At 64.0% G+C, this 19,045-nt stretch carries 21 protein-coding genes; 12 read left to right on the top strand and 9 right to left on the bottom strand.

What is annotated here, in order from left to right; all coding sequences use genetic code 11:
- The first annotated feature begins 9 nt into the window (after positions 1-9).
- Both FGL95_RS25020 and FGL95_RS25015 read left to right on the top strand, forming a co-directional pair.
- Positions 10-777, top strand: a complete 768-nt coding sequence (locus FGL95_RS25020; protein WP_169592362.1) for a thioesterase family protein — start codon at positions 10-12, stop codon at positions 775-777.
- 91 nt (positions 778-868) lie between these two features.
- Positions 869-2,281, top strand: a complete 1,413-nt coding sequence (locus tag FGL95_RS25015; RefSeq protein ID WP_169592359.1) for a glucose-6-phosphate dehydrogenase — start codon at positions 869-871, stop codon at positions 2,279-2,281.
- A 9-nt stretch (positions 2,282-2,290) separates the two neighbouring features.
- Here FGL95_RS25015 and FGL95_RS25010 read toward each other — a convergent pair whose 3' ends face one another.
- Positions 2,291-3,307 (bottom strand): glycoside hydrolase family 172 protein, encoded by a 1,017-nt coding sequence (locus FGL95_RS25010; RefSeq protein ID WP_169592358.1) that lies wholly within the window; start codon positions 3,305-3,307, stop codon positions 2,291-2,293.
- Positions 3,308-3,404: 97 nt separating this feature from the next.
- Between FGL95_RS25010 and FGL95_RS25005 the strand changes: the two genes are divergently transcribed.
- The gene (locus FGL95_RS25005) at positions 3,405-4,595 is read left to right on the top strand and encodes a L,D-transpeptidase (RefSeq protein ID WP_169592355.1); all 1,191 of its coding nucleotides are present in this window, start codon (positions 3,405-3,407) and stop codon (positions 4,593-4,595) included.
- Here FGL95_RS25005 and FGL95_RS25000 read toward each other — a convergent pair.
- Positions 4,592-5,350 (bottom strand): SDR family NAD(P)-dependent oxidoreductase, encoded by a 759-nt coding sequence (locus FGL95_RS25000; protein ID WP_169592352.1) that lies wholly within the window; start codon positions 5,348-5,350, stop codon positions 4,592-4,594. The two genes, FGL95_RS25005 and FGL95_RS25000, sit on opposite strands and share 4 nt — an antisense overlap.
- A 64-nt stretch (positions 5,351-5,414) precedes the next feature.
- Between FGL95_RS25000 and FGL95_RS24995 the strand changes: the two genes are divergently transcribed.
- Genes FGL95_RS24995 through FGL95_RS24985 form a run of 3 tightly spaced genes read left to right on the top strand, consistent with a single transcriptional unit; the run spans position 5,415 to position 7,247 of the window.
- Positions 5,415-5,753: an ArsR/SmtB family transcription factor gene (locus tag FGL95_RS24995; RefSeq protein WP_169592350.1), complete on the top strand. Its 339-nt coding sequence runs from the start codon at positions 5,415-5,417 to the stop codon at positions 5,751-5,753.
- Positions 5,754-5,758: 5 nt separating this feature from the next.
- Positions 5,759-6,709 carry a CPBP family glutamic-type intramembrane protease gene (locus tag FGL95_RS24990; protein ID WP_169592346.1) on the top strand — a complete coding sequence of 317 codons (951 nt, stop codon included), beginning with the start codon at positions 5,759-5,761 and terminating at the stop codon, positions 6,707-6,709.
- Positions 6,696-7,247, top strand: a complete 552-nt coding sequence (locus FGL95_RS24985) for a hypothetical protein (protein WP_169592343.1) — start codon at positions 6,696-6,698, stop codon at positions 7,245-7,247. The genes FGL95_RS24990 and FGL95_RS24985 overlap by 14 nt, the downstream gene beginning before the upstream one ends.
- Here the strand turns inward: FGL95_RS24985 and FGL95_RS24980 are convergent.
- Together FGL95_RS24980 and FGL95_RS24975 are read right to left on the bottom strand one after the other, a co-directional pair.
- A complete protein-coding gene (locus tag FGL95_RS24980; protein WP_169592340.1) occupies positions 7,244-8,050 on the bottom strand; it encodes a class I SAM-dependent methyltransferase in 807 nt (268 codons plus the stop codon). The two genes, FGL95_RS24985 and FGL95_RS24980, sit on opposite strands and share 4 nt — an antisense overlap.
- 133 nt (positions 8,051-8,183) lie before the next feature.
- Positions 8,184-9,398 carry an alkane 1-monooxygenase gene (locus FGL95_RS24975; protein WP_240963286.1) on the bottom strand — a complete coding sequence of 405 codons (1,215 nt, stop codon included), beginning with the start codon at positions 9,396-9,398 and terminating at the stop codon, positions 8,184-8,186.
- A 253-nt stretch (positions 9,399-9,651) separates the two neighbouring features.
- Here FGL95_RS24975 and FGL95_RS24970 point away from each other — a divergent pair, with 253 nt between their 5' ends.
- A complete protein-coding gene (locus FGL95_RS24970; protein WP_169592337.1) occupies positions 9,652-10,041 on the top strand; it encodes an STAS domain-containing protein in 390 nt (129 codons plus the stop codon).
- A gap of 15 nt (positions 10,042-10,056) precedes the next feature.
- Here FGL95_RS24970 and FGL95_RS24965 read toward each other — a convergent pair whose 3' ends face one another.
- The gene (locus FGL95_RS24965; protein ID WP_169592335.1) at positions 10,057-10,821 is read right to left on the bottom strand and encodes an SHOCT domain-containing protein; all 765 of its coding nucleotides are present in this window, start codon (positions 10,819-10,821) and stop codon (positions 10,057-10,059) included.
- 57 nt (positions 10,822-10,878) lie between these two features.
- Positions 10,879-11,487 (bottom strand): TetR/AcrR family transcriptional regulator, encoded by a 609-nt coding sequence (locus FGL95_RS24960; protein WP_169592332.1) that lies wholly within the window; start codon positions 11,485-11,487, stop codon positions 10,879-10,881.
- Positions 11,488-11,578: 91 nt separating this feature from the next.
- Here FGL95_RS24960 and FGL95_RS24955 point away from each other — a divergent pair, with 91 nt between their 5' ends.
- Entirely contained in the window at positions 11,579-12,907 is a 1,329-nt protein-coding gene (locus tag FGL95_RS24955; RefSeq protein WP_169592329.1) for an NAD(P)/FAD-dependent oxidoreductase, read from the top strand.
- Here FGL95_RS24955 and FGL95_RS24950 read toward each other — a convergent pair.
- The 3 genes from FGL95_RS24950 to FGL95_RS24940 form a co-directional block, all read right to left on the bottom strand.
- A complete protein-coding gene (locus tag FGL95_RS24950; RefSeq protein WP_420838088.1) occupies positions 12,867-13,850 on the bottom strand; it encodes a YHYH protein in 984 nt (327 codons plus the stop codon). The two genes, FGL95_RS24955 and FGL95_RS24950, sit on opposite strands and share 41 nt — an antisense overlap.
- 106 nt (positions 13,851-13,956) lie before the next feature.
- Positions 13,957-14,649, bottom strand: a complete 693-nt coding sequence (locus FGL95_RS24945) for a TIGR00266 family protein (protein WP_169592327.1) — start codon at positions 14,647-14,649, stop codon at positions 13,957-13,959.
- Positions 14,650-14,676: 27 nt separating this feature from the next.
- The gene (locus FGL95_RS24940; protein WP_169592324.1) at positions 14,677-15,648 is read right to left on the bottom strand and encodes a zinc-binding dehydrogenase; all 972 of its coding nucleotides are present in this window, start codon (positions 15,646-15,648) and stop codon (positions 14,677-14,679) included.
- A gap of 137 nt (positions 15,649-15,785) precedes the next feature.
- Here FGL95_RS24940 and FGL95_RS24935 point away from each other — a divergent pair, with 137 nt between their 5' ends.
- The 4 genes from FGL95_RS24935 (at position 15,786) to FGL95_RS24920 (ending at position 19,037) form a co-directional block, all read left to right on the top strand.
- Positions 15,786-16,274, top strand: coding sequence for an FBP domain-containing protein (locus FGL95_RS24935; RefSeq protein WP_169592321.1), 489 nt, complete (start codon positions 15,786-15,788; stop codon positions 16,272-16,274).
- A 124-nt stretch (positions 16,275-16,398) separates the two neighbouring features.
- Positions 16,399-17,409, top strand: a complete 1,011-nt coding sequence (locus FGL95_RS24930; protein ID WP_169592319.1) for a zinc-binding metallopeptidase family protein — start codon at positions 16,399-16,401, stop codon at positions 17,407-17,409.
- 25 nt (positions 17,410-17,434) lie between these two features.
- Complete coding sequence (locus FGL95_RS24925) at positions 17,435-18,406, top strand: RNA polymerase subunit sigma-70 (protein ID WP_169592316.1); 972 nt, start codon at positions 17,435-17,437, stop codon at positions 18,404-18,406.
- Complete coding sequence (locus FGL95_RS24920) at positions 18,321-19,037, top strand: NADPH-dependent F420 reductase (RefSeq protein ID WP_338080020.1); 717 nt, start codon at positions 18,321-18,323, stop codon at positions 19,035-19,037. The genes FGL95_RS24925 and FGL95_RS24920 overlap by 86 nt, the downstream gene beginning before the upstream one ends.
- Positions 19,038-19,045 lie beyond the last annotated feature (8 nt).

Below are 19,045 nucleotides of genomic sequence, written 5' to 3'. Positions count from 1 at the left end.
AGGAGTCGCATGGCCTATTTCGAACGAATCGATGACCGCTCCTTCACGCCTTCATTGGACACCGAAGGCGCATGGAATCTCACGGAGCAGCACATCGCTCCCGCGTTGGGGCTACTCACCCACCTCGTCGAGCGTCATTGCGACGAGCGCGGCGACGATTTCGCCATCGCACGACTCTGTTTCGACATCCTGGGACCACTACCGATCGAACCGTTCGAGGCTGACGTTCGCGTTGTGCGGTCAGGACGGACGGTCGAGTTGATGGAAGCGAGCATCTCCCACAATCTGCGCACAGTAGTGGTTGTGCGGGCGTGGCTGCTGAAGCCACATGCCACGGAAAGCCTTGCCGCAACAGCGCTGCCGCGCATCGCTTCCCCGCTCGACATGGCGCCGTGGGACCCCACCACCGTGTGGCGCGGTGCGTTCATCAAGTCCGTGAATGTCCGACGCACCGCCGACGGTCCAGGCCGGGCGGCGTACTGGCTGCGCACGCAGCACGCACTGCTCGAAGGTGAACCGGTCAGCACGCTGGCTCGCGCGGCGGGTCTGTTCGATGTCGCCAACGGTATGGCGGTGCGGGTCAACCCGACTGAAGTCGCTTTTCCCAATGTCGACTTGACGGTTCACCTGTTCGGAATGCCTCGCAGCGAGTGGCTCGGGTTCGACACGTCAGTGTCGTTCGGATCCAACGGACTGGGCTTGACCAGCACCGTCATTCACGACGAGGCCGACGGACCGATCGGAGTCATCGCCCAAGCGCTCACGATTCGACCCTGAACCGCAGCGCCGAGATCACAACGTTTCTGCGCGCCGAGGTCACACCGTGGAACAGTGGTTCCCATCAGTACCGCACGCTCAGAGGAGTTCCATGGCGTCATCGCAACCGACCATCTTCGTCTTGTTCGGGGCTACCGGCGACCTCGCCAAGCGGATGGTGCTGCCGGCCTTCTATCAGCTGGCTCAGCACGGATTGATGCCGGATTCGTGGATGCTGGTCGGCAACGGTAGAGGCGACCTTGCCCACGAGGACTTCCAGACGAGAGTTCGCGCAGCGCTCGAAGAATTCGGTGGTGAACCGGTCGACGAGGCGCTCTGGTCGGACTTCTCGACGCATCTGCGCTTCGCCGGTGGCGGATTCGACGCGGACGACCCCGCATCGATGCTCGGGGTCTTGAAAGAAGCGCATGAGGTTCTGGGCAAGGACGCGCAATACATCCACTACCTGGCAATTCCCCCTGTTGCCTTCGAGTCGATCACGAAGGGCCTTGCCGCACACCAACTGTTGGACGGTGCGCGGGTGGTCTACGAGAAGCCGTACGGCTCCAGCCCGGAATCGTTCAAGGAGCTCGACGCGCTGGTGTTGTCGGTGATGAAGGAGGAGCAGGTCTACCGGATCGATCATTTCCTCGGCAAAGAAGCGACCCAGAACCTGCACGTGCTGCGCTTCGCCAATCGGATGACACATGAGATCTGGAATCACGAGCACGTAGAGCAGGTGCAGATCGACGTTCCCGAAACGCTCGACGTGGCGGACCGAGCCGCCTTCTACGACGCAACGGGGGCGCTGCGCGACATGGTCGTGACCCACTTGTTCCAGGTCGCCGCCGAAGTTGCGATGGAGCCACCCATCGACTTCTCAGCCGAGAACTTGCAGGACGCAAGAGAATCCGTGCTCTCGGCTTTCCGTCCCCTAGCTCCCGAGGACGTCGTGCTCGGCCAGGCCGCCGGCTATCGGGACCTCCCCGAGGTGGCGAAGGACTCGACCACCGATACCTATGCGGCAGTTCGGCTCTGGGTGGACACCGACCGTTGGCGGGGCGTGCCTTTCCTGTTGCGCAGCGGCAAGTATCTGGCATCGAGCGGCCAGCGGGTGACTCTTCTGATCAAGAAACCGCATGGCCCGCTGAAGAACATTCCAGGCGCGGGCACTGTGCTCAGTTTCAACATGCAAGGCTCCGGGGCGATCGCGCAGTCGGCCGTGCTCAAAAATCCCGGGGCTGGAATGGATCTTGTCGAGCAGAACATCCGGCTCGGCCTCGACGACGTTGTCGGCGGCGATCCGTTGCCGCCCTATGTGTCGCTGATCCACGACGTGACCATCGGCGACCGGTCACTGTTCACCACGAGCACGGGTCTCGGTCACGCGTGGAATGCCGTCGCAACGATCGTGGACAATCCGCCGACGCCGCTGCCTTACCAACCGGGCTCCCATGGTCCGGCCGCGGGTTCGTCACTGCCGGGTCCACACGGGTGGTTCCTCGACGCCGAAACGACGAGTTGACCGGGTCGGCTACTCGATCTGCTCGAGGTGTTGCGAGTACCACAGCGCGGTCGTGGCGATGTCGGCGTTCACCAGCGGGAGATACTGCCCGTCGTCGCCCCAGCCGAGAGCCTGCAGCGTGACGCGGAGGTCGCGCTCGAAGCAGATCGGATCGCGAATGTGCCACCGGTACATACCGAACCGCTGCTCCGATTCGTAGATCTGATCGCGCGGCAGCACTTGATGGAGTCCGAGGTAGGCAGTCGAGTAGGTCTGGTACCGGCCCTCGATATCGAAGTTCCATGCACCGCCGAAGTAGTCTTCGGTGCCCGTACCGCAGATGGTCGGGTAGTCGGTGTCGCCGTCGAGGAAGAACTTCATTTCCCCTTCCCCCCACCACCGTGGCGCGCGAGGCGCGATCGCCAAGTACGTGCCCACATACCGGCCGTGTGCGTGAACACCGTCGACGATCGTGTGTATCGCAGGACTGCCGAGAGGATTGCTGCGCCGCCATTGCGCGTGGAGGTAGCCGGCAGAATCCGGCACGTTCTGTTCGTCGTAGGTGGCCTGGTAGTACACCGGGACCGACCGATCGCCGGAATTGTGCAACGTCACTCGCGCGTGCTCGCGAAAGGGCATGGGCCAGTAGCTGTTCAATCCGCCGGCCGGAGCAACCACCACCATGTCGGAATCCAGCAAGGCGAGCTCGTCCCAGCCGTTGCAAAAGAAGTCGCCTAGGGGCACGTCGATCGACGGATCCTGCTCCCCGTCCCAATACGCCCGCAGAGTCAGGAGCCGCAACATGGACCGGTCGGTCGTCAGCCAGAGGTGTCGCAACACGCCCGGTCCGTCGACATTCACCAGCGCAATCGTCTCCCCGGCCGGCAGATCTATCGAGGGCGAGACCTTCCACCCGATTCCCAACTCACGCGCAGCGTGCGCGCCGGTCCCGGACGTGGCCCGCCCGCCCGCACCGCGCGAGCCCGTCGGATTCTCCGGGCTGATCGAACGGGTCCTGGCTTCGTTGAGCTGCCAAATCTCTTGCATCGATCGGATTCTCGCACGCCACCAATCGGCTCGTCAGCGGTCGACGCGATTGTCGCCACATAGGATGGACGAGTCGTCGCGATCTGAAAGGCTTGGCATGAACAAGATCAGATGGTCGAGCATCGGTGCGGTCGCGGCGGTTCTACTGCTGGTCAGCGGCTGTGGATCGGACACACCGACCACAGGTTCGCCGGTCGCGGGCACGCCGCTCATCGAGCCGGTCACGATTTCGGTTCCGGCGTCGACGCAGCCGCCGTTGAACCCGGCAATGCCGATCGTCGTGAACGTCGACGGCGGCACCCTCATCAAGGTCGCTGTGACGACGGCCGACGCCGAAAACAAAACCGTGAACGGCGATTTCGCGTCCGATCACGCGTCGTGGACGACCAAGGACCCACTGGCCTATGGCACGACGTACACGATCGCCGTCGAGGCTGCGAACGACGTGATGGTGAGTGCGCAGCAGACATTCACGGTCACTACGGTGTCGCCGGCCCAGACTGCGTACGCAAACGTCGTCCCTGCGCCCGAAGTTGTGGCGGGCATCGGGATCGGTGTCGGCCAGCCGATGGTCTTTCAATTCACCGCCCCGGTCGCAAACAGGGCCGAGATCGAGAAGCACCTCAAAGTGACGACCGAACCGGCGCAGCAGGGTGCTTGGTACTGGACCGACGATTCGAACGTTCACTATCGCGCGGAGCACTACTGGCAACCCGGCACCAAAATCCATATCGAAGCCGACGTCTTCGGACTCGACCTCGGCAACGGCGTGTTCGGCGCGGAAAACAATTCGGCTGATTACACAGTGCACGACTCGTGGGTGGCCAAAGCCGACGGCAGCACCGAGCTACTGACCGTCTTCCACAACGGCAATCAGGTGAATTCGATGCCGATGAGTCTGGGCTCGCCCGGCCATCCCTCGCACGAAGGTCCGCACGTGGTCTCCGCCAGGCAAGACAGCATCGTCATGGATTCGTGCACATACGGCGTGTGCCAAGGCGATCCCAACTACTACCGGGAAAAAGTAGACCTGGACCTGCGGATCTCGAACGACGGAGAGTTCGTGCATTCGGCGCCGTGGTCGGTCGGCGACCAGGGCAGCAGCAACGTCTCACATGGCTGCGTGAATCTCGCGCCCGCCAACGCTCAATGGATGTTCGACCACTTCAACATCGGCGACGTCGTCGAAATCACCAACTCCGGCGGTCCGACTCTTCCTGTGTGGGATACCTACGGCGACTGGAGTGTCCCGTGGTCGCAGTGGCAGGCAGGCAACTCGAACAGCTAGACGCTCGCGCCTCCGTCGACGACGAGGTCGTGGCCGACCATGAACCCCGCCTCGGGTGAGGCAAGCCAGAGGACTGCCGCGGCGATTTCGTCGAGACTGCCGACTCGTCCTATCGGGATGGACGAGCGCAGGCGACCAGCGCGGTCGGCGGGGCTTTCGCCCGGCCGGAGCGACATAGCTGTGTCGGCGGGGCCGGGGCTGATGGCATTGATCCGGATGCCGGCGCCGATGTTCTCGATCGCAGCGGTACGAGTCAAAGCACTGATCGCCGCTTTCGTTGCGACGTAGGCGCCCATCCCCGGTCGAGTCATGTGTGCGCCCAAGTTCGACGCCGTATTGACGATGACACCGCCGCCGTTGGCTCGCATGTGCGCGATTTCGTACTTCATGCTGAGCCACACCCCGGTGAGGTTGGTCGAGAGGGTGGTGGTCCAATCGCGCTCGTCGATGTCGGCCACCGTGCCCGTAGTGACGATGCCCGCGTTGTTGAAGGCGATATCCAAGCCCCCGTGCCGGACGACGACGGTGTCGATGGCCCGCGCGAGGTCGTCCGCGTTGGTGACATCCGCGGCGATTGCGCTCGCTGTGCCGCCGGAGGCTTCGATGAGCGCGACGGTGTCGTCCAGCGACGGCTTGCGTCGCCCGAGCACCGCGACGGTGGCGCCTTCGGCGGCAAACGCGCGGGCCGTCGCCCGTCCGATGCCTGAGCCGCCGCCGGTCACGAGGACGGACTTACCCGTGAATCGCGTTGTCATTGGCCACCACTCCCCCTAGGTACGATTGTCGTCGTACCTAGCGTACCTAAGCGAGAGGTAGCGGATGCCGGACGAACAAGGACACCCCGAGATCACCGAGATGGATCTCGGCACGGTCCTCGCCGCTCTCGCCGATCCGTTGCGGCGCCAGGTCGTGACCACGCTGATCGGCGAACCGGACGGGACCGAACGCACCTGCGCGTCCTTCGAGCTCGGGGTATCGAAATCGAGCCTGACCTACCATTTTCGCGTACTCAGAGAGGCCGGTCTGGTCACTCAAATCGACTACGGCAACAGCCGCAAGGTCAGACTCCGCCGCAAGGACCTCGAAGCACGCTTTCCAGGCATGCTCGGACTTCTAGCCAATGAGACACAGGCTCGGCGCGAACCTCGCCCACAATGAACCATGTGACTGACGAGATGCAAGGGCGAGTGGTCGGCCCACCACCGGGAACGCCGTACCACCGACTCGCGTTGACAGCTCTGCACCGCTGGTGGCGGCCACCTTTGGGCACGGCCGTGGTCGTAGTCGGCTATATCCTCGTCGGTTCGGTGCTCACCCAGGCCGCGCGTTCGGACTTCGGCGACGTCCTGTGGTTTCGTGAGCCGCTCGTCGACCTTGCGCTGCAACTGCTCGCGCTAGCCGCGTTGATCCCCTTGGTTTTCTTCGCCGCACGGGTGATTCAACGTCGGCCGATCGGGACCTTGTCCTCTGTTCTGGGCAGACTCCGCTGGCGATGGCTGCTCGCCTGCCTGGGCGTAGCGATTGTTGTGCCAACGGTCCTCGGCGGGGTGTTGTGGCTGCTTCCCGAAGGACGCGCCAGCGAACTGCTCGGACACGAGTTCGCCGGATGGCATCGCCTGTTGCTGGCGTCGGTCGTCCTTCTGCTCATCGTCCCGATCCAGGCCGCGGCCGAAGAATTCGCCTTCCGGGGCTGGTTTGTGCAGTCGTTCGGCGCGTACCTTCGTTCGCCGTGGCCTGGGATCGCCGCCGCCAGCGTGATATTCGCGATCGCTCATGGGTTCGGAACGGGTTGGGGTTTCGTCAATCTCCTGCTGTGGGGAGTCGTCCTCGGATGGTTGACCATCCGAACAGGCGGACTCGAAGCTGCGATCGTGTTTCACGTTGCCACCAACACGCCGTTCTTTCTCGCGCGAGCCGCCACCGGACTCGCCGATACCCAGTCGGTGACGGATGTGGCGACGATCAGCGCTGCATACTCCGACTGGCAGATCCTTGTGGCGCAACAGCTTTCGCTGGCCTTGTACGCGATTGGGGTCGTTCTTGTTTCTCGTCGTATGAAACCCGCCCGCGTGAGCGGCTCGCACGGCGAGGATAAGGTCCATGACCGAACCTAACGACCCATCAAAGACCCATCGACTGTTCCCGCTTGTACTCGTCGCGGCCGCGTGCTGCGTAGCGGCATGCGGATCCAGTGACAACTCGAGCGAGAGCAAGATCAGTGACGCGAGCGCGGCGGCGTCCGCGCCCGCGTCGTCTGCGAGCACCGCCGTAATCGACGCCTGTGCATTGATTCCGGCTGCGGACATCACTGCTCTACTCGGCACATCGGTACCGGGAAAGCCCACGTCAACCACGCCCGGCACAGGGGCTTGCATGTGGGAAAACCAGGACACGTACGAATCGGTGACACTGGAGATCGGCAGTCCCGGAACCGCGCCGAACAACACGCTGCCATCTACCGACCCTGGATTCCCCGACGGCAGCACCCCAGGCCCCGACGGCATGCGGTATCTCGGCAGCCGCCAGGTCGAATTTCCGGCAGGCAACAGATCCAACACGGTGCAGGTAGCAGTACTCAAAATCTCCAGCGATGAGGCGAACGCCGCCGCAGTCGACCTCGCAAGAAAGGTCGGACCGAAGGTCCCCAGTTAGGGAGCGTCGACGCGCACAGCTGTGGTCGCGAGGGTGGAGTACTCCATCGTGAAATGTCCACCCATTGCATCGATGGCCGTGCCGACAGCGTCGAGGATCTCGGCCAGTTGGCCTTGACCCAGTTGGGTCAGGCCACCGGTGGTGGGTAGCAGGTCAAGCCACTGGTCGCGGGTGTAGCGCTGCGTCCAATCGAACTGCCAGTGTTCGGCGTGGTCGAACTGTCCGGTGTCCCGGATTCGTTCGGCGAACTTCGCATATCCATCCCGGTAGACGTCGAGCGGACGTCGTGCAGGCAGGTCACCGAAGGGCGAGTTAGGCACCACCTTCCGGTAGGCGTCGGCGAACGGCTGGGCCACTTCGATGGGCGGCTCGAAGACGTGCCCGAAGATCGCCAATCTCCCGCCAGAGCTGAGCACCTGGGCAGCCTTGCGTGGACCGGCGACCGGATCGACCCAGTGCCAGGATTGAGCGGCGATGACCGCGCCGAACGTCCGACCGGCCGGCTGCCATTCTTCGAACGTTGCTCCCTCGACGCGCAGGCCCTTGGCTCGCGCGAAGTCGACCATTCGCGGATCCGGCTCGATGCCGAGCACCGCACAGCCCGCGGCCTCGAACTGCCGCGCTGCGATGCCGGAACCACAACCGACGTCGAGCACGTCAGGCCCAGGGCTCGCGGCGACGATTCGCGCTACCAACTCATCCGGGTAGCGGGGGCGGGCTCGGTCGTATCGGCGCGCGTCCGTGCCGAACGATTCCGCGATCGAACGCGCTTCACTCGACCCATTTCCACGCAAAGCCGGCATGCGCCCACATTAGTCGGCACACGCTGACCAGACGGTTCGCAGACCGCGACCCCGGACCGGCCCGACAGCGCCCGCAATCGATCGGTTTGTGGCGACGGCGGTCGCCGACGTGGTGGACCGGTCAGGGAAATCATTAAGCCCCACAACCAGATTCGTCGCGTCCAGCGAAGCGCTGGCTGCGAGCGTGGAGTTGCTCGCGGCGGCGCGGATCTACGTTCACCCGTTGCGCGTCGCCGCGGCAATGCGCGAGTACGCGATGGTCCATCACTGCTCGCCACAACGGTGGAATCATCGCGAACACAATCATCGTGGCGTAGCCGGCAGGAAGTTGCGGGGCGTCATCGAAGCTGCGCAGAGTCTGGTATCGCCGACCGGGGTTGGCGTGGTGGTCGCTGTGCCGCTGCAAGTGGAACAAGAACGCGTTGGTCAGTAGTCGGTCACTGTTCCAACTGTGCTGCGGACTGCATCGCTCATGGCGACCGTTCGGCAGTACACGCCGACGAAGGCCGTAGTGCTCGATGTAGTTCGTCGTTTCGAGCATGGTGAAAGCGACGACCGCCTGCACGACCAGATAGGGCGCGATCGACCATCCGAAAATCGCAATGAGAGTCGAGAACAGCAGCACACTGAGGGCCCATGCCTGCAGGACATCGTTGTGCACGGTGAAAGGCGTTCGTCCACGATAAGCGAGCCTGTTGCGTTCGAGCGTCCAGGCCGAACGCAAGCCTCCGACGATGCTGCGCGGCAAGAACTTCCACAGACTTTCGCCGAATCGTGCCGACGCGGGATCCGCCCACGTCGCGACGTTCACGTGGTGACCGCGGTTGTGCTCGGTGTAGAAATGCCCGTAAGCCGACGGCGCCAACGCCACCTTCGCCAGCAAGCGTTCGAGCTTTTCGACGCGATGCCCCAGCTCGTGGGCGGCGTTGATCCCGATGCCGCTGACGAGGCCCACCGTGACTGCCAAGCCAATGCTGTCAACCACACTCAGCCCTCCGCTCGACCACATGTGAGCAGCAACGACCAGCCCCACCAGCATCACCGGCAGAAAGAGGTACGTGCACCACCGGTAGAACCGGTCCTGCGAGAGCATGGCGTACATCTCGTCAGGCGGATTCGAACCGTCCGCTCCAACCACCGCGTCAAGGATCGGCACCACGCCGAATACCAGGATCGGCCCGAACCACCAGAACACCGTCATCCCGGTATGCAGCACCAATTGCGAAGGAAGCAATGCCGTCGCCGGTGCAAGCGGGCTGAGCATCCACAGATAACGTTTCCGGTCACGCCACACCGACGTGCCGTCGCCACCGCCTGTCGGGGACGCCCCGGCGGCTGCGCTGTTCATGACAATTCCCCATTCGTTTCGGCGACAATTCGGTCGACGGATTCGACGGGGTCTAGGTCGGTAACCGTTAACTCTACGCGGCGCCAACCCGGCACGGCGCACGTTGTAGGCGAGGACGCCACGCTGGTCACCGTAGCGATTTCGGATGCAGACAGACCTGTCTGACCGTGATAGTTTTGAACCACTGTCGGAGATTAAATTCCCGCCGCCCCAGACCCTGGCGCCTTCTCGATTCAGCCACCTGGGATTCCACATGCGCAGCGATCGCGTCCCACTCCCCACCGCTTCTTCGTCCATGCGCATTGCCGCCGGGGTCACAGTGATCAAGGTGACCGGTGCAGTCGACCTCGCCAATGCGAAGGACTTCAACACTCAGCTGATGTGGCAGGTCCGCGCCGGCGAACGCACCGTTGTCCTGGACCTTTCGGAGATGACCTTCCTCGGGTTGGCCGGTCTCGATGCGTTGATCGGCGCCCAAGCCGCCGCGTGCTTCACCGGGCGCCGCGTACTCATGGTTGCCGGGACCCTGTGCGTCAACCGCGTTCTCGAGGTGACCGGACTTTCCTCAGCCCTGAATCCCTACCCGACCCTGGCAGCCGCGCTCGCCGATGTCGGAAAGCCGAAGCTGGAACTGGTTCGATGACGACGTGCCCGGCACCTACAGCCGGGAGAGCAGTTCGGCCTTCTTCGCCGAGAATTCGTCGTCGCTGAGGATTCCACGAGCATGCAGTCCGGCAAGGGCTTCGATCGAGCTGATGATCGAATCTGCCGAGATACCCGATTCGGGCGCCGCCCGCTCGGTCGGAGCCGCAGGCGTTGGCGCTTCAGCGGTGGGTTCGACAGCGGTGGGTTCGACAGCGGTGGGTTCGACTACGGGCAAACTCGACACCGAGAACGTTCCGACCTGACTGGAGAACTGCAGGCTGCTCGGCCCACTCCCCTGCTGCTGTGACACGCCGCCGATGGAGTGCTCGAGCGTGTCGTACACCGTCACACGGCCCGCGGAGGAAATCGCGAGGCGCCGAGCGCGAGGAAAGTACGCGTAGCGAGTCTCGTTCTGGCCACCGCTCGAGCTGGGCACACCCAACTCCTCCGGCCACCAACGATCACCCGAGAACCCCGCGTCACGCGCGGCATCCGCCGTCCGTGGTGTAGGCATCGACGACCACAGCGTCGCCAACTCGTTGCACAACGCGTCAACTCGCGCCTTGAGCCCATGGTCGAACATGTTGCCCACCATGGTCATTCCACCCAGCATCCACTGCCCACTGCCACCCAGTTCCGGTATGGAGAACTGCGCCATCCTTCCGCCGCCTCTGCCCACGGCGAAGAAGAGGCTCTGCACAGAATCGAGCGACAGACCGTACCGCTCCGCGACAGATTTCAGCGCCTGGTCGACCTCTGGCGGATACCGATGCTCCATGAAAACAACCTCCCACAACGTCTCGCGGACCGGCTACCCGAATTTTGGTCACGACAATCAGGCACTGTCGATCTGTCGCTGGGCGAGTTCGCCGAGCCTGACGATGCCGCGCGCGAGTTGACCGGCGAACTGCACCGGGTCGGCGCCGGTGCGGTCCTGCAGATTTCCCGTCATCCACAACGACGCGAACCCGTGTGAGAGTGCCCAGCCGGCGACCACCGCACCGGTGACGTCTTCCCCCGGCTTGGCGGAGAGGCTGATGCGGGCACTGCCGTCGAGGATCGCGAAAGCCGCATCGCGAGCTTCGATCAGGTCGGGATCGTCCGCACGGTAGAGGTCGGCACGAAACATCACTTCGAAGTGGCCAGGATGCGTCAGTGCGAACATGACGTACGCCATCCCGCCTTGCAGAAACCCCTCCGGCCCGGTCGCCGCGGGGCCGATGGCGTCGGCGGCCAGACGGAAACCTTCGGTCGCGACCGCTGTGAACAGCCCCGACTTGTCGCCGAACTGGTACGCCAGCGCGGAATGTGCGACGCCTGCGCGTCGTGCGATTTCGCGCATGCTCACTCCCGCAGCGCCAACGCGCTGCACCTCCGCCACCGCAGCCTCGATTGCTGCCTCTCGCAGATTGCCGTGATGGTAGGGCCGTTTGCTCGCCGTCATCCCCGGATCATAGCGCGGATCTGACCATTGATAAGTTTGCAGAATCGGTGCAGACTGACCAGTGGTAAGTTCTTCGCTGGAGGGACGCACGATGGAACATTTCGACGTCGCGATTGTCGGAGCACGCTGCGCCGGGTCGCCGTTCGCCGTCTTGCTGGCGCGGCGTGGGCTACGCGTGTGCGTGCTGGACAAGGCGCACTTTCCGTCGGACACGCCCTCGACCCATGTGATCCAGCCGTGTGGTGTCGGCATTCTCGACCGCATCGGCGTGCTCGACACCGTCCTCGCGTCCGGTGCGCCCAAAATCGACCGGTTCACCCTGGTCAATGACGACGTCCGTATCGACGGTGCGCTGGACCAAGCAGTGTTCACCCAGCCAGGACTGTGCGTTCGGCGAGGCACGCTCGACTCGGTACTGGTCGAGGCGGCGGGCACGGCGGGCGCGGACGTACGCACCGGGACAAAGATGACCGGTCTTCTCGTCGAGGACGGGCGAGTTGTCGGCGTCGATACCGAGGGTGGCCCGATCGGCGCTCGTCTCGTCGTCGGCGCGGACGGTCGTCATTCGAGCGTCGCAGCCGCAGTCGGTGCGGCGGAATACGACGTTCGCCCGCCTGGCCGGATGCCGGCGTGGGCGTATTTCGAAGGGGTAGGTGACCGGGAAGGCAGGCTTCGGCTCGGTCGCCGTGGCGCTCTAGCCTTTCTTGCCAGTCCCACCGATTCCGGTCTGTACATGGCAGGCATCGCAGTCGACTGGGCACAACGCGCCGAGTTCCACTCCAACCGGAACGCCGCATTCCGCGCTGGGATCGCCGGCTGGTCCGAGCTTGCCGACCTGCTCGGCGATGCACGACGCGTCGGACCGATTCGGGTGATGAACGACTGGCACAGCTACTTCCGGCAGTCCGCCGGCGCCGGGTGGGCACTGCTCGGCGACGCCGGACATTTCAAAGATTTCACGCCGGCCCAGGGCATCGCCGACGCTCTGCGGCAGGCCGAGCGCCTCGCCGAAGACCTGCCCGACGACCTTGCCGATACCGCTGCTGTCGACGCCGCGACCCAGCGTTGGTGGCGCTGGCGCGACAAAGACGCGTATCCGATGTATTTGTTTGCATCCGACATGGGCGCCCCGGGCACGACGACCCCGCTGGTCAACCGCATTCTGCGTGACATCGCCACCGACCCCGAGGCCACGACGCGTCTGCTTCGGCTGCTGAACCACGAATTGCTGCCAGCGCAATTGCTCAACCCCCGACGTCTCGTCCTCGCTGCTTGGCGCGCCCTGCGGGATCGGCCCGACCTCTGGCGCGCGACCGGCAGCGAAATCGCCTCCGCGGTCCGCGACGGTGCGAAGCGCCGACCCGCGCCGTCTTTGACCGCTAGTGCGGAGACGGCGGTGGTTCGTGCTCTCGACCGGTGACGCTGGGTGAGGCGATCGGTCGGCCGCGGAAGCAGCTCACCGTGTACGGGAAGTCGGCTGTCAGGACGTAGTGGTACATCTCGACCGATTGACCGTTGACATTAACGGTGCTCGTAATCCCATGGCATTCATCGAGATCGCGCGTGGTCAGGACGTTTTCGGCATCGATTTTCGCGCCAGTGATGGGGTGCCCGTCGAGGGCGTAGCCGAGCACCTCGGTGGTCGAAGCGGTCGGCATGCAGGGGCTGCCCGTGTGGTAGTGGTACGTGCTCGTCAGCTCGGGGTGACCGTCGCAGTCGTCCTGCACCTCCCAAGCACCGGCATCGCGCCCAGTCGCGTCGAGCGCGGTGTAGAGGACAACGCCCGACAACATGACGCCGACCTCGTGGCCGACGCATTGCGGCTCGCCGTAGCTCGGGGCCACAGGGAGCACGTACGTCAGGTTTTGCTCGTCGATCTCGTTGGGATTCTGGTCGTAGGAAAAGGCCACGTCGGTCGGGCTGATCGGGAATACCCCCGTGGTGTGAAACCGGGGAATGTCGTTCGTGGTGATGATGTGCGAGTGCCCCACCGTTTCGGAAAACTCGGCGTCCTCGTGATGTACGTGGCCTTCCACGTGCACTTTCTTGCTCGGGTCGTACCACTGACGGTCTGCACTGAACCACGGACCTGGAACGTTCGCACCAATCGGCGGTGCAGTCGTCAAGGCGTGCGCGTACTTCGGGCAAACGTAAACATATCCAGCGCGAGCCTGGTCGAGAACATATTTGTTGTCACCGACCGGCAGTAGACCGTCTTTGTACAGATTTCCGTACTTGACGGTCGTATCGAGCGTGAGCCGAGGAGTCGCCGCAGAATTCACCACAGCGGTATCCGATTCGGAGCGCAGTCCCGAGCAGGCTGTCAAGACCACCGACGCTGTGACCGCGAGCGTGAGCAGCACTCGGGGTCGTCGCAGCCGGATCCAGTGGTGCGTCAGCACAGGTTGCAGTATTCCCTACCTACCTGTGGAGACGTGAAGAACTTCGTACGTGGTCCTGTTGTGTCGGTTATGACGAGGCCTCGTTGTTACCGCTGTTCGACGGCAGCCGGGAACGAAGCCAATCGACGAGGTCCGTCGCGCTTCGGGTCTGCATCCACACCCGACCCGGGCCGGTGAACTCGGTGACGATGCCACCTCCACCGAGAATCGTCGACTTCCAACCACCCGCCTTGCGAATGCGGTACTGCACCGACTCGTCGAACGCGACAACGTGACCGGACTCGAGCGTGATGGGTTCGCCAGGGGCCAGTGTGAACGACCGGATTGCGCCGTAGCTCGACAGCAGGATGTCGCCGTTTCCGCTGCACCGCAGCAGGACCAAACCCGCGCCACTGAAAAGGCCTTTGCTCCCGCCCCATTTCGAGTCGACGTCGACGGTCGGATCGGAGGCCAGCCAACAGCCGGACTGCACGAGCAGCGCCGTTCCGCCGGCGACAGACGTCTGAACCAGGTCGCCGGGGAGCGTGCCTGCAACCCCGACGAGTCCCCCGCGTTGGCTGGTGAAGTCGTTGACGAAGAAACTCGCCCCTCCCAGAGAGCGGCGTAGCCCTTTCAAGAAGCCACCACTCGTCGACGTCGTGGTCGAGACATCGCCCCGCATCATCGCCATCGCGCCTGCCTCGACCCGCACCGATCCACCTGGCGGAACAGCGATTTCGGCGAATGCGAACGCAGGTCCGCAACTGATTTCCGTCTGCATGGTGACCTCTCGAGGATCGTGGCTTCGTTACAACCCTAGGACGATCTTGCCTGTCGCAGTACGGCTTTCGAGGGAATCGAGCGCAGCCGCTGCCTGGTCGAGCGGGAACACCACTGGATCCGGCGCCGACAGCGCACCGCTTTCCAGGAGCGCGCGGATCTCCTTCCACTGTTCAGCCAGGAACGTTGGGTCCCCGCGCACCCACTCACCCCAGCCGACGCCGACGACCTCGACGTTGTTCAACAGCAATCGATTGACCTTGACGGTCGGAATCTCGCCTCCCGTGAACCCGATGACGAGCAACCGCCCGCCGCGACCGAGCGAACGGACGCTGTCGGTGAATCGGTCGCCGCCGACCGGGTCGATCACGATGTCGACCCCTGCCGCACCTGTGAGGTTCTTGACCGCCGCAAGCCAACCGTCGACCAAGACGACGTCGGTCGCACCAGCCGCCCGCGCGACGTCACCCTTCTCCGGTGTGCTGACCACGCCGATCGTCCTACCGGCGCCGAGCGCGCGGGCCATGCGCAACGCTGACGTACCGACTCCGCCCGCCGCGCCGTGAACGAGGACCGTTTCGCCCCCACGTAGGCGTCCGCGCTCACGAAGGGCGAAGTGCGCGGTGAAATCGTTGGTCAGCAGTCCGGCGCCCTGCTCCAACGAGACGTTGGCGGGTAAAGGAAACACCAGACCAGGGAGCAACGCGACGACTTCGGCTGCGCCACCACCGAATACCGCGAGTCCGAGCACGCGGTCACCCGGCGAAACACCCGCATCGGCAGGCGCCGACCGGACCACTCCAGCGACCTCGCTCCCGACGACGAACGGAAGCGGCGGCTTCAGCTGGTACTTCCCACGAGTCAACAGCACATCGGGATAGGTGATTCCAGCTGCTGCCACATCGACGATCACCACGGCGTCGTCCGCCGACGGCTCATCGATTTCGACCAGCTCGACAGCACTCGGTCCGTCCAAACGCTTTACCTGAATCGCGCGCACAACGCCTCCGTGGATTGCTGTCGATGTATCGAACACCGACTGTAGCGAGCTGTGCTGCCGCAAATTCCCTTGCCCGAAGTAACGACCTCCCCTAACGTCACGACGGCAAACCACACCGCCCGAGGAGTCGAAACACCATGGAACCCGTCATCGAACGCGAGATCAGATCGTCGTTCGTCAACTGCTCGAAGGGCGATGCCAAGCGGTTACGCGTGCCTCGTGACTTGGACGAGCGGCCGTGGGACGACCTCGACTTCCTCGGCTGGACGGAACCGTCCCTGCCTGGCCGCTGCTACCTGGTGGCGCCCCAGGACGGTCGTCTGGTCGGGGTTGCCCTGCGCCACGAAACCGGCGGATTCGGCAAAGCGCAAATGTGCGCAATCTGCACGACCACGCACACCGGCGGCGGCGTTGTCCTGATGACGGCCTCGAAGGCCGGCGAGTCCGGGCGGCGTGGCAACTCGGTCGGCACCTATATGTGCGCGGACCTCGCCTGCTCGCTGTACGCGCGTGGACGAAAGCAGCCTGCAATGGGAAATCGCTATCGCGAGGATCTCAGTCCAGAAGAGAAGGTCGCGCGGCTGCGCACCAACCTGAATGCGTTCATCGCACGGCTCTACAACTGAGGATGCGCAGCAGCGTGGTGATCTAGGACACTCCGCCGGATGCGGTGTTTTTCAACTGGTCTGGTTGGGTAGTCGAGGACGAGTGTGCGCACTGGGCGACCACGGGGACAAGGGATGTGGCCGTATGCGTGATTTTGTGTGTCGACACTGTGGGCAGCAATTGACGTTCGAGAACTCGGTGTGTTTGAACTGCCGTAGTTTTGTGCGGTTCCACCTACCGACTCGGACGATGCTCGCCCTCGACAATTCCGACAACACTGTGCTCGAGGGTGAGACTCAATGGCGAAGTTGCGCCAATCTCAAAGTGGCGCGGTGCAATTGGCTGGTCGAGGTGGAGTCGGACGAACCGTTGTGTGAGTCGTGCCGGTTGACTCGAACCCGCCCGTCGGACAACGACATCGACGGCATGACGGCATTCGCCGATGCCGAGACCAACAAGCGTCGGGTCATTCTCGAACTCACTGAACTCGGGCTGCCTATCACGGGGCGCGACCAGGATCCGACAGGCGGACTGGCATTCGATCTGCTGTCGAGCGTGCAGGAAAACGTGATCACCGGTCACGACAACGGTCTCATCACGCTCGACCTCGCCGAGGGCGACGATGTGCACAGGGAACGACTTCGCGTCTCGATGGCCGAGCCGTACCGCACGCTGGTCGGGCATTTTCGCCACGAGATCGGGCACTACTACCAGACCGTTCTCGTCGGCGACGGCGAGCATCGTGCGCGATTCGAAAAGCTCTTCGGGAACCCCGACGACGACTACCAAGCCGCCTTGGACCGCCACTACTCCGAGGGCGCGCCCGCCGGCTGGGAGTCGGACTACGTTTCCTCCTACGCGACAATGCATCCCGCCGAAGACTGGGCCGAGACCTTCGCGCACTACCTGCATATCCGGGACACACTGGACACGTCAGCCGCCTTCGGGATGGCGCCAGCGGCGTCGACCCTCGAATCCCCACTGCCGGGCGAGATCGGTTTCACCCGCATCATCGACTGGTGGCTGCCGCTGTCGTGGTCGTTGAACCAGATCAACCGTTCGATGGGCCACCAGGACCTTTACCCGTTCGTCCTCGCACCGAACGTGTTGGAGAAGATGCGCTTCGTCCACGACCTGGTCGTCCCAGCCGGCTGACACGGCGCCGAGTTAGTGTCGGTGGGTGCTCTCTGATCCAGGCGGTTCGTTCGGTGCAGCGGTCGAGGTGCTGCGGATCCCGTTGACGGGCTACTGCTATCGCATGCTCGGTTCGGGGTTCGAAGCCGAAGACGCTGTGCAGGCGACGTTCGAAAGAGCGTGGCGCAGCCGCGCGGATTTCGACGAAGGTCGGGCCAGCGTACGGACCTGGCTGTTCGCAATTGCCACCAACATTTGCCTGGACATGCTGCGTAGCTCGCAGCGTCGAGCCCGCGCCATGGACTTCTCGGACGCATCGGCTCCAGGACCCAATGTGGGCACACCCCTGCCGGACGAGTCGTGGATCCTGCCGGTACCCGATGCTCGCGCGGTCCCGACCAGCGCCGACCCTGCCGAGATCGTGACCCAACGCGAAACGATCCGGTTCGCCTTTGTCGCTGCGCTGCAACAGCTTCCGCCACGCCAACGTGCTGCACTGATCCTTGTCGACGTCTTCCGACTGACCGCCGTAGAAGTTGCGGCTCTGCTCGACACGAGCCAGGCATCGGTCAACAGCGCCCTCCAGCGCGCGCGGGCAACGATCAATTCGACCTCGGCCGGCCAAGGGTCGAGCTACGACCCCCTCGACCCTCATCACGCGGCACTGCTTGCGCGCTACTGCGACGCCTTCGAGCGCTACGACATCGATGGCATGGTCTCAGTCATGCGCGACGACGTGACGATGTCGATGCCACCTCTGCCGTGGTGGATTCAAGGCCGCGAGCAGATCCGTCGAGCGCTGAGTGCGGCCGATCGTCCATGCGAGGGCGCACGACTGGTGCCGACCAGCGCGAACGGCTCGCCGGCGTTCGCTCAATACCGGCCGGTCGGCCCTGGCGAACGAGACGAACCGTTTGCGCTGACCGTTCTCGATATCGCTGACGGGCTCATCTCCGACATCACGACTTTCCTCGACGCCGAGCGACTGTTCCCATTGTTCGATCTTCCCGACCGATGATTTTCGGCACGCTGCGTCGTATCAACTAGCAACGGATGCGAAGGAGATTGCTATGCGAATTGGTGTAATCGGGACCGGGAAGGTCGGTGCCACTCTCGGCGACGCACTGGGTCGGGCAGGCCACGAGGTGAAACTGGGTTCGCGCCACCCGGGCGACTCCGTCGGCGGCCCGCCGCTCGTCGACGTCGCCGCCGCGCTCGCCGCCGCCGACGTCGTGCTGCTCGCTGTGCCGCCCGGTGCGCTCGGCGAGTTGTTGGCCGAACACGCCAAATCCCTTGCAGGCAAGCTGATTATCGATGCAACCAACCAGTTCGGCGGAGCGAGCGCCAACGCATCGGTCCAGGTGGCGGCCGCGGTGCCGACAGCCCGCTACGCCCGAGTGTTCAACACCCTCGGCTGGGAGAACTTCGCAGAGCCGATCTTCGACGGCGAGCCTGCCGACTTGTTCTTCTCCTGCCGCGCGGCCGATCGGCCGGTGCTCGAAGAATTGATCAGCGCGGTCGGGCTACGACCTGCCTACCTCGGCGAGGACAAACAGGACGTCGTCGACGGCGCGCTGTTGCTGTGGTTCTCGCTCGTGCAGGCCAACGGCGGAAACCGCCGGATCGCCTTTCGGGTCCTACAGAAATAGCGGAGGAG

Origin of the sequence: Antrihabitans stalactiti (genome assembly GCF_012932915.1) — a bacterium.
GTDB classification, from domain to species: Bacteria; Actinomycetota; Actinomycetes; order Mycobacteriales; family Mycobacteriaceae; genus Antrihabitans; species Antrihabitans stalactiti.
Note: the sequence above shows the minus strand (reverse complement) of the source record. Positions and strands in the feature narration are given on the sequence as shown.

Excerpts from the sequence above, each read along its gene's own strand:
- FGL95_RS24985 (WP_169592343.1), top strand. The coding sequence starts at position 6,696 with ATGACCGAACCTAACGACCCATCAAAGACCCATCGACTGTTCCCGCTT.
- FGL95_RS24980 (WP_169592340.1), bottom strand. The coding sequence starts at position 8,050 with ATGCCGGCTTTGCGTGGAAATGGGTCGAGTGAAGCGCGTTCGATCGCG.
- FGL95_RS24975 (WP_240963286.1), bottom strand. The coding sequence starts at position 9,398 with ATGAACAGCGCAGCCGCCGGGGCGTCCCCGACAGGCGGTGGCGACGGC.
- FGL95_RS24935 (WP_169592321.1), top strand. The coding sequence starts at position 15,786 with ATGGAACCCGTCATCGAACGCGAGATCAGATCGTCGTTCGTCAACTGC.
- FGL95_RS25015 (WP_169592359.1), top strand. The coding sequence starts at position 869 with ATGGCGTCATCGCAACCGACCATCTTCGTCTTGTTCGGGGCTACCGGC.
- FGL95_RS25010 (WP_169592358.1), bottom strand. The coding sequence starts at position 3,307 with ATGCAAGAGATTTGGCAGCTCAACGAAGCCAGGACCCGTTCGATCAGC.
- FGL95_RS24970 (WP_169592337.1), top strand. The coding sequence starts at position 9,652 with ATGCGCAGCGATCGCGTCCCACTCCCCACCGCTTCTTCGTCCATGCGC.
- FGL95_RS24995 (WP_169592350.1), top strand. The coding sequence starts at position 5,415 with ATGCCGGACGAACAAGGACACCCCGAGATCACCGAGATGGATCTCGGC.
- FGL95_RS24965 (WP_169592335.1), bottom strand. The coding sequence starts at position 10,821 with ATGGAGCATCGGTATCCGCCAGAGGTCGACCAGGCGCTGAAATCTGTC.
- FGL95_RS24945 (WP_169592327.1), bottom strand. The coding sequence starts at position 14,649 with ATGCAGACGGAAATCAGTTGCGGACCTGCGTTCGCATTCGCCGAAATC.
- FGL95_RS25005 (WP_169592355.1), top strand. The coding sequence starts at position 3,405 with ATGAACAAGATCAGATGGTCGAGCATCGGTGCGGTCGCGGCGGTTCTA.
- FGL95_RS25020 (WP_169592362.1), top strand. The coding sequence starts at position 10 with ATGGCCTATTTCGAACGAATCGATGACCGCTCCTTCACGCCTTCATTG.
- FGL95_RS24960 (WP_169592332.1), bottom strand. The coding sequence starts at position 11,487 with ATGACGGCGAGCAAACGGCCCTACCATCACGGCAATCTGCGAGAGGCA.
- FGL95_RS24930 (WP_169592319.1), top strand. The coding sequence starts at position 16,399 with ATGCGTGATTTTGTGTGTCGACACTGTGGGCAGCAATTGACGTTCGAG.
- FGL95_RS24955 (WP_169592329.1), top strand. The coding sequence starts at position 11,579 with ATGGAACATTTCGACGTCGCGATTGTCGGAGCACGCTGCGCCGGGTCG.
- FGL95_RS25000 (WP_169592352.1), bottom strand. The coding sequence starts at position 5,350 with ATGACAACGCGATTCACGGGTAAGTCCGTCCTCGTGACCGGCGGCGGC.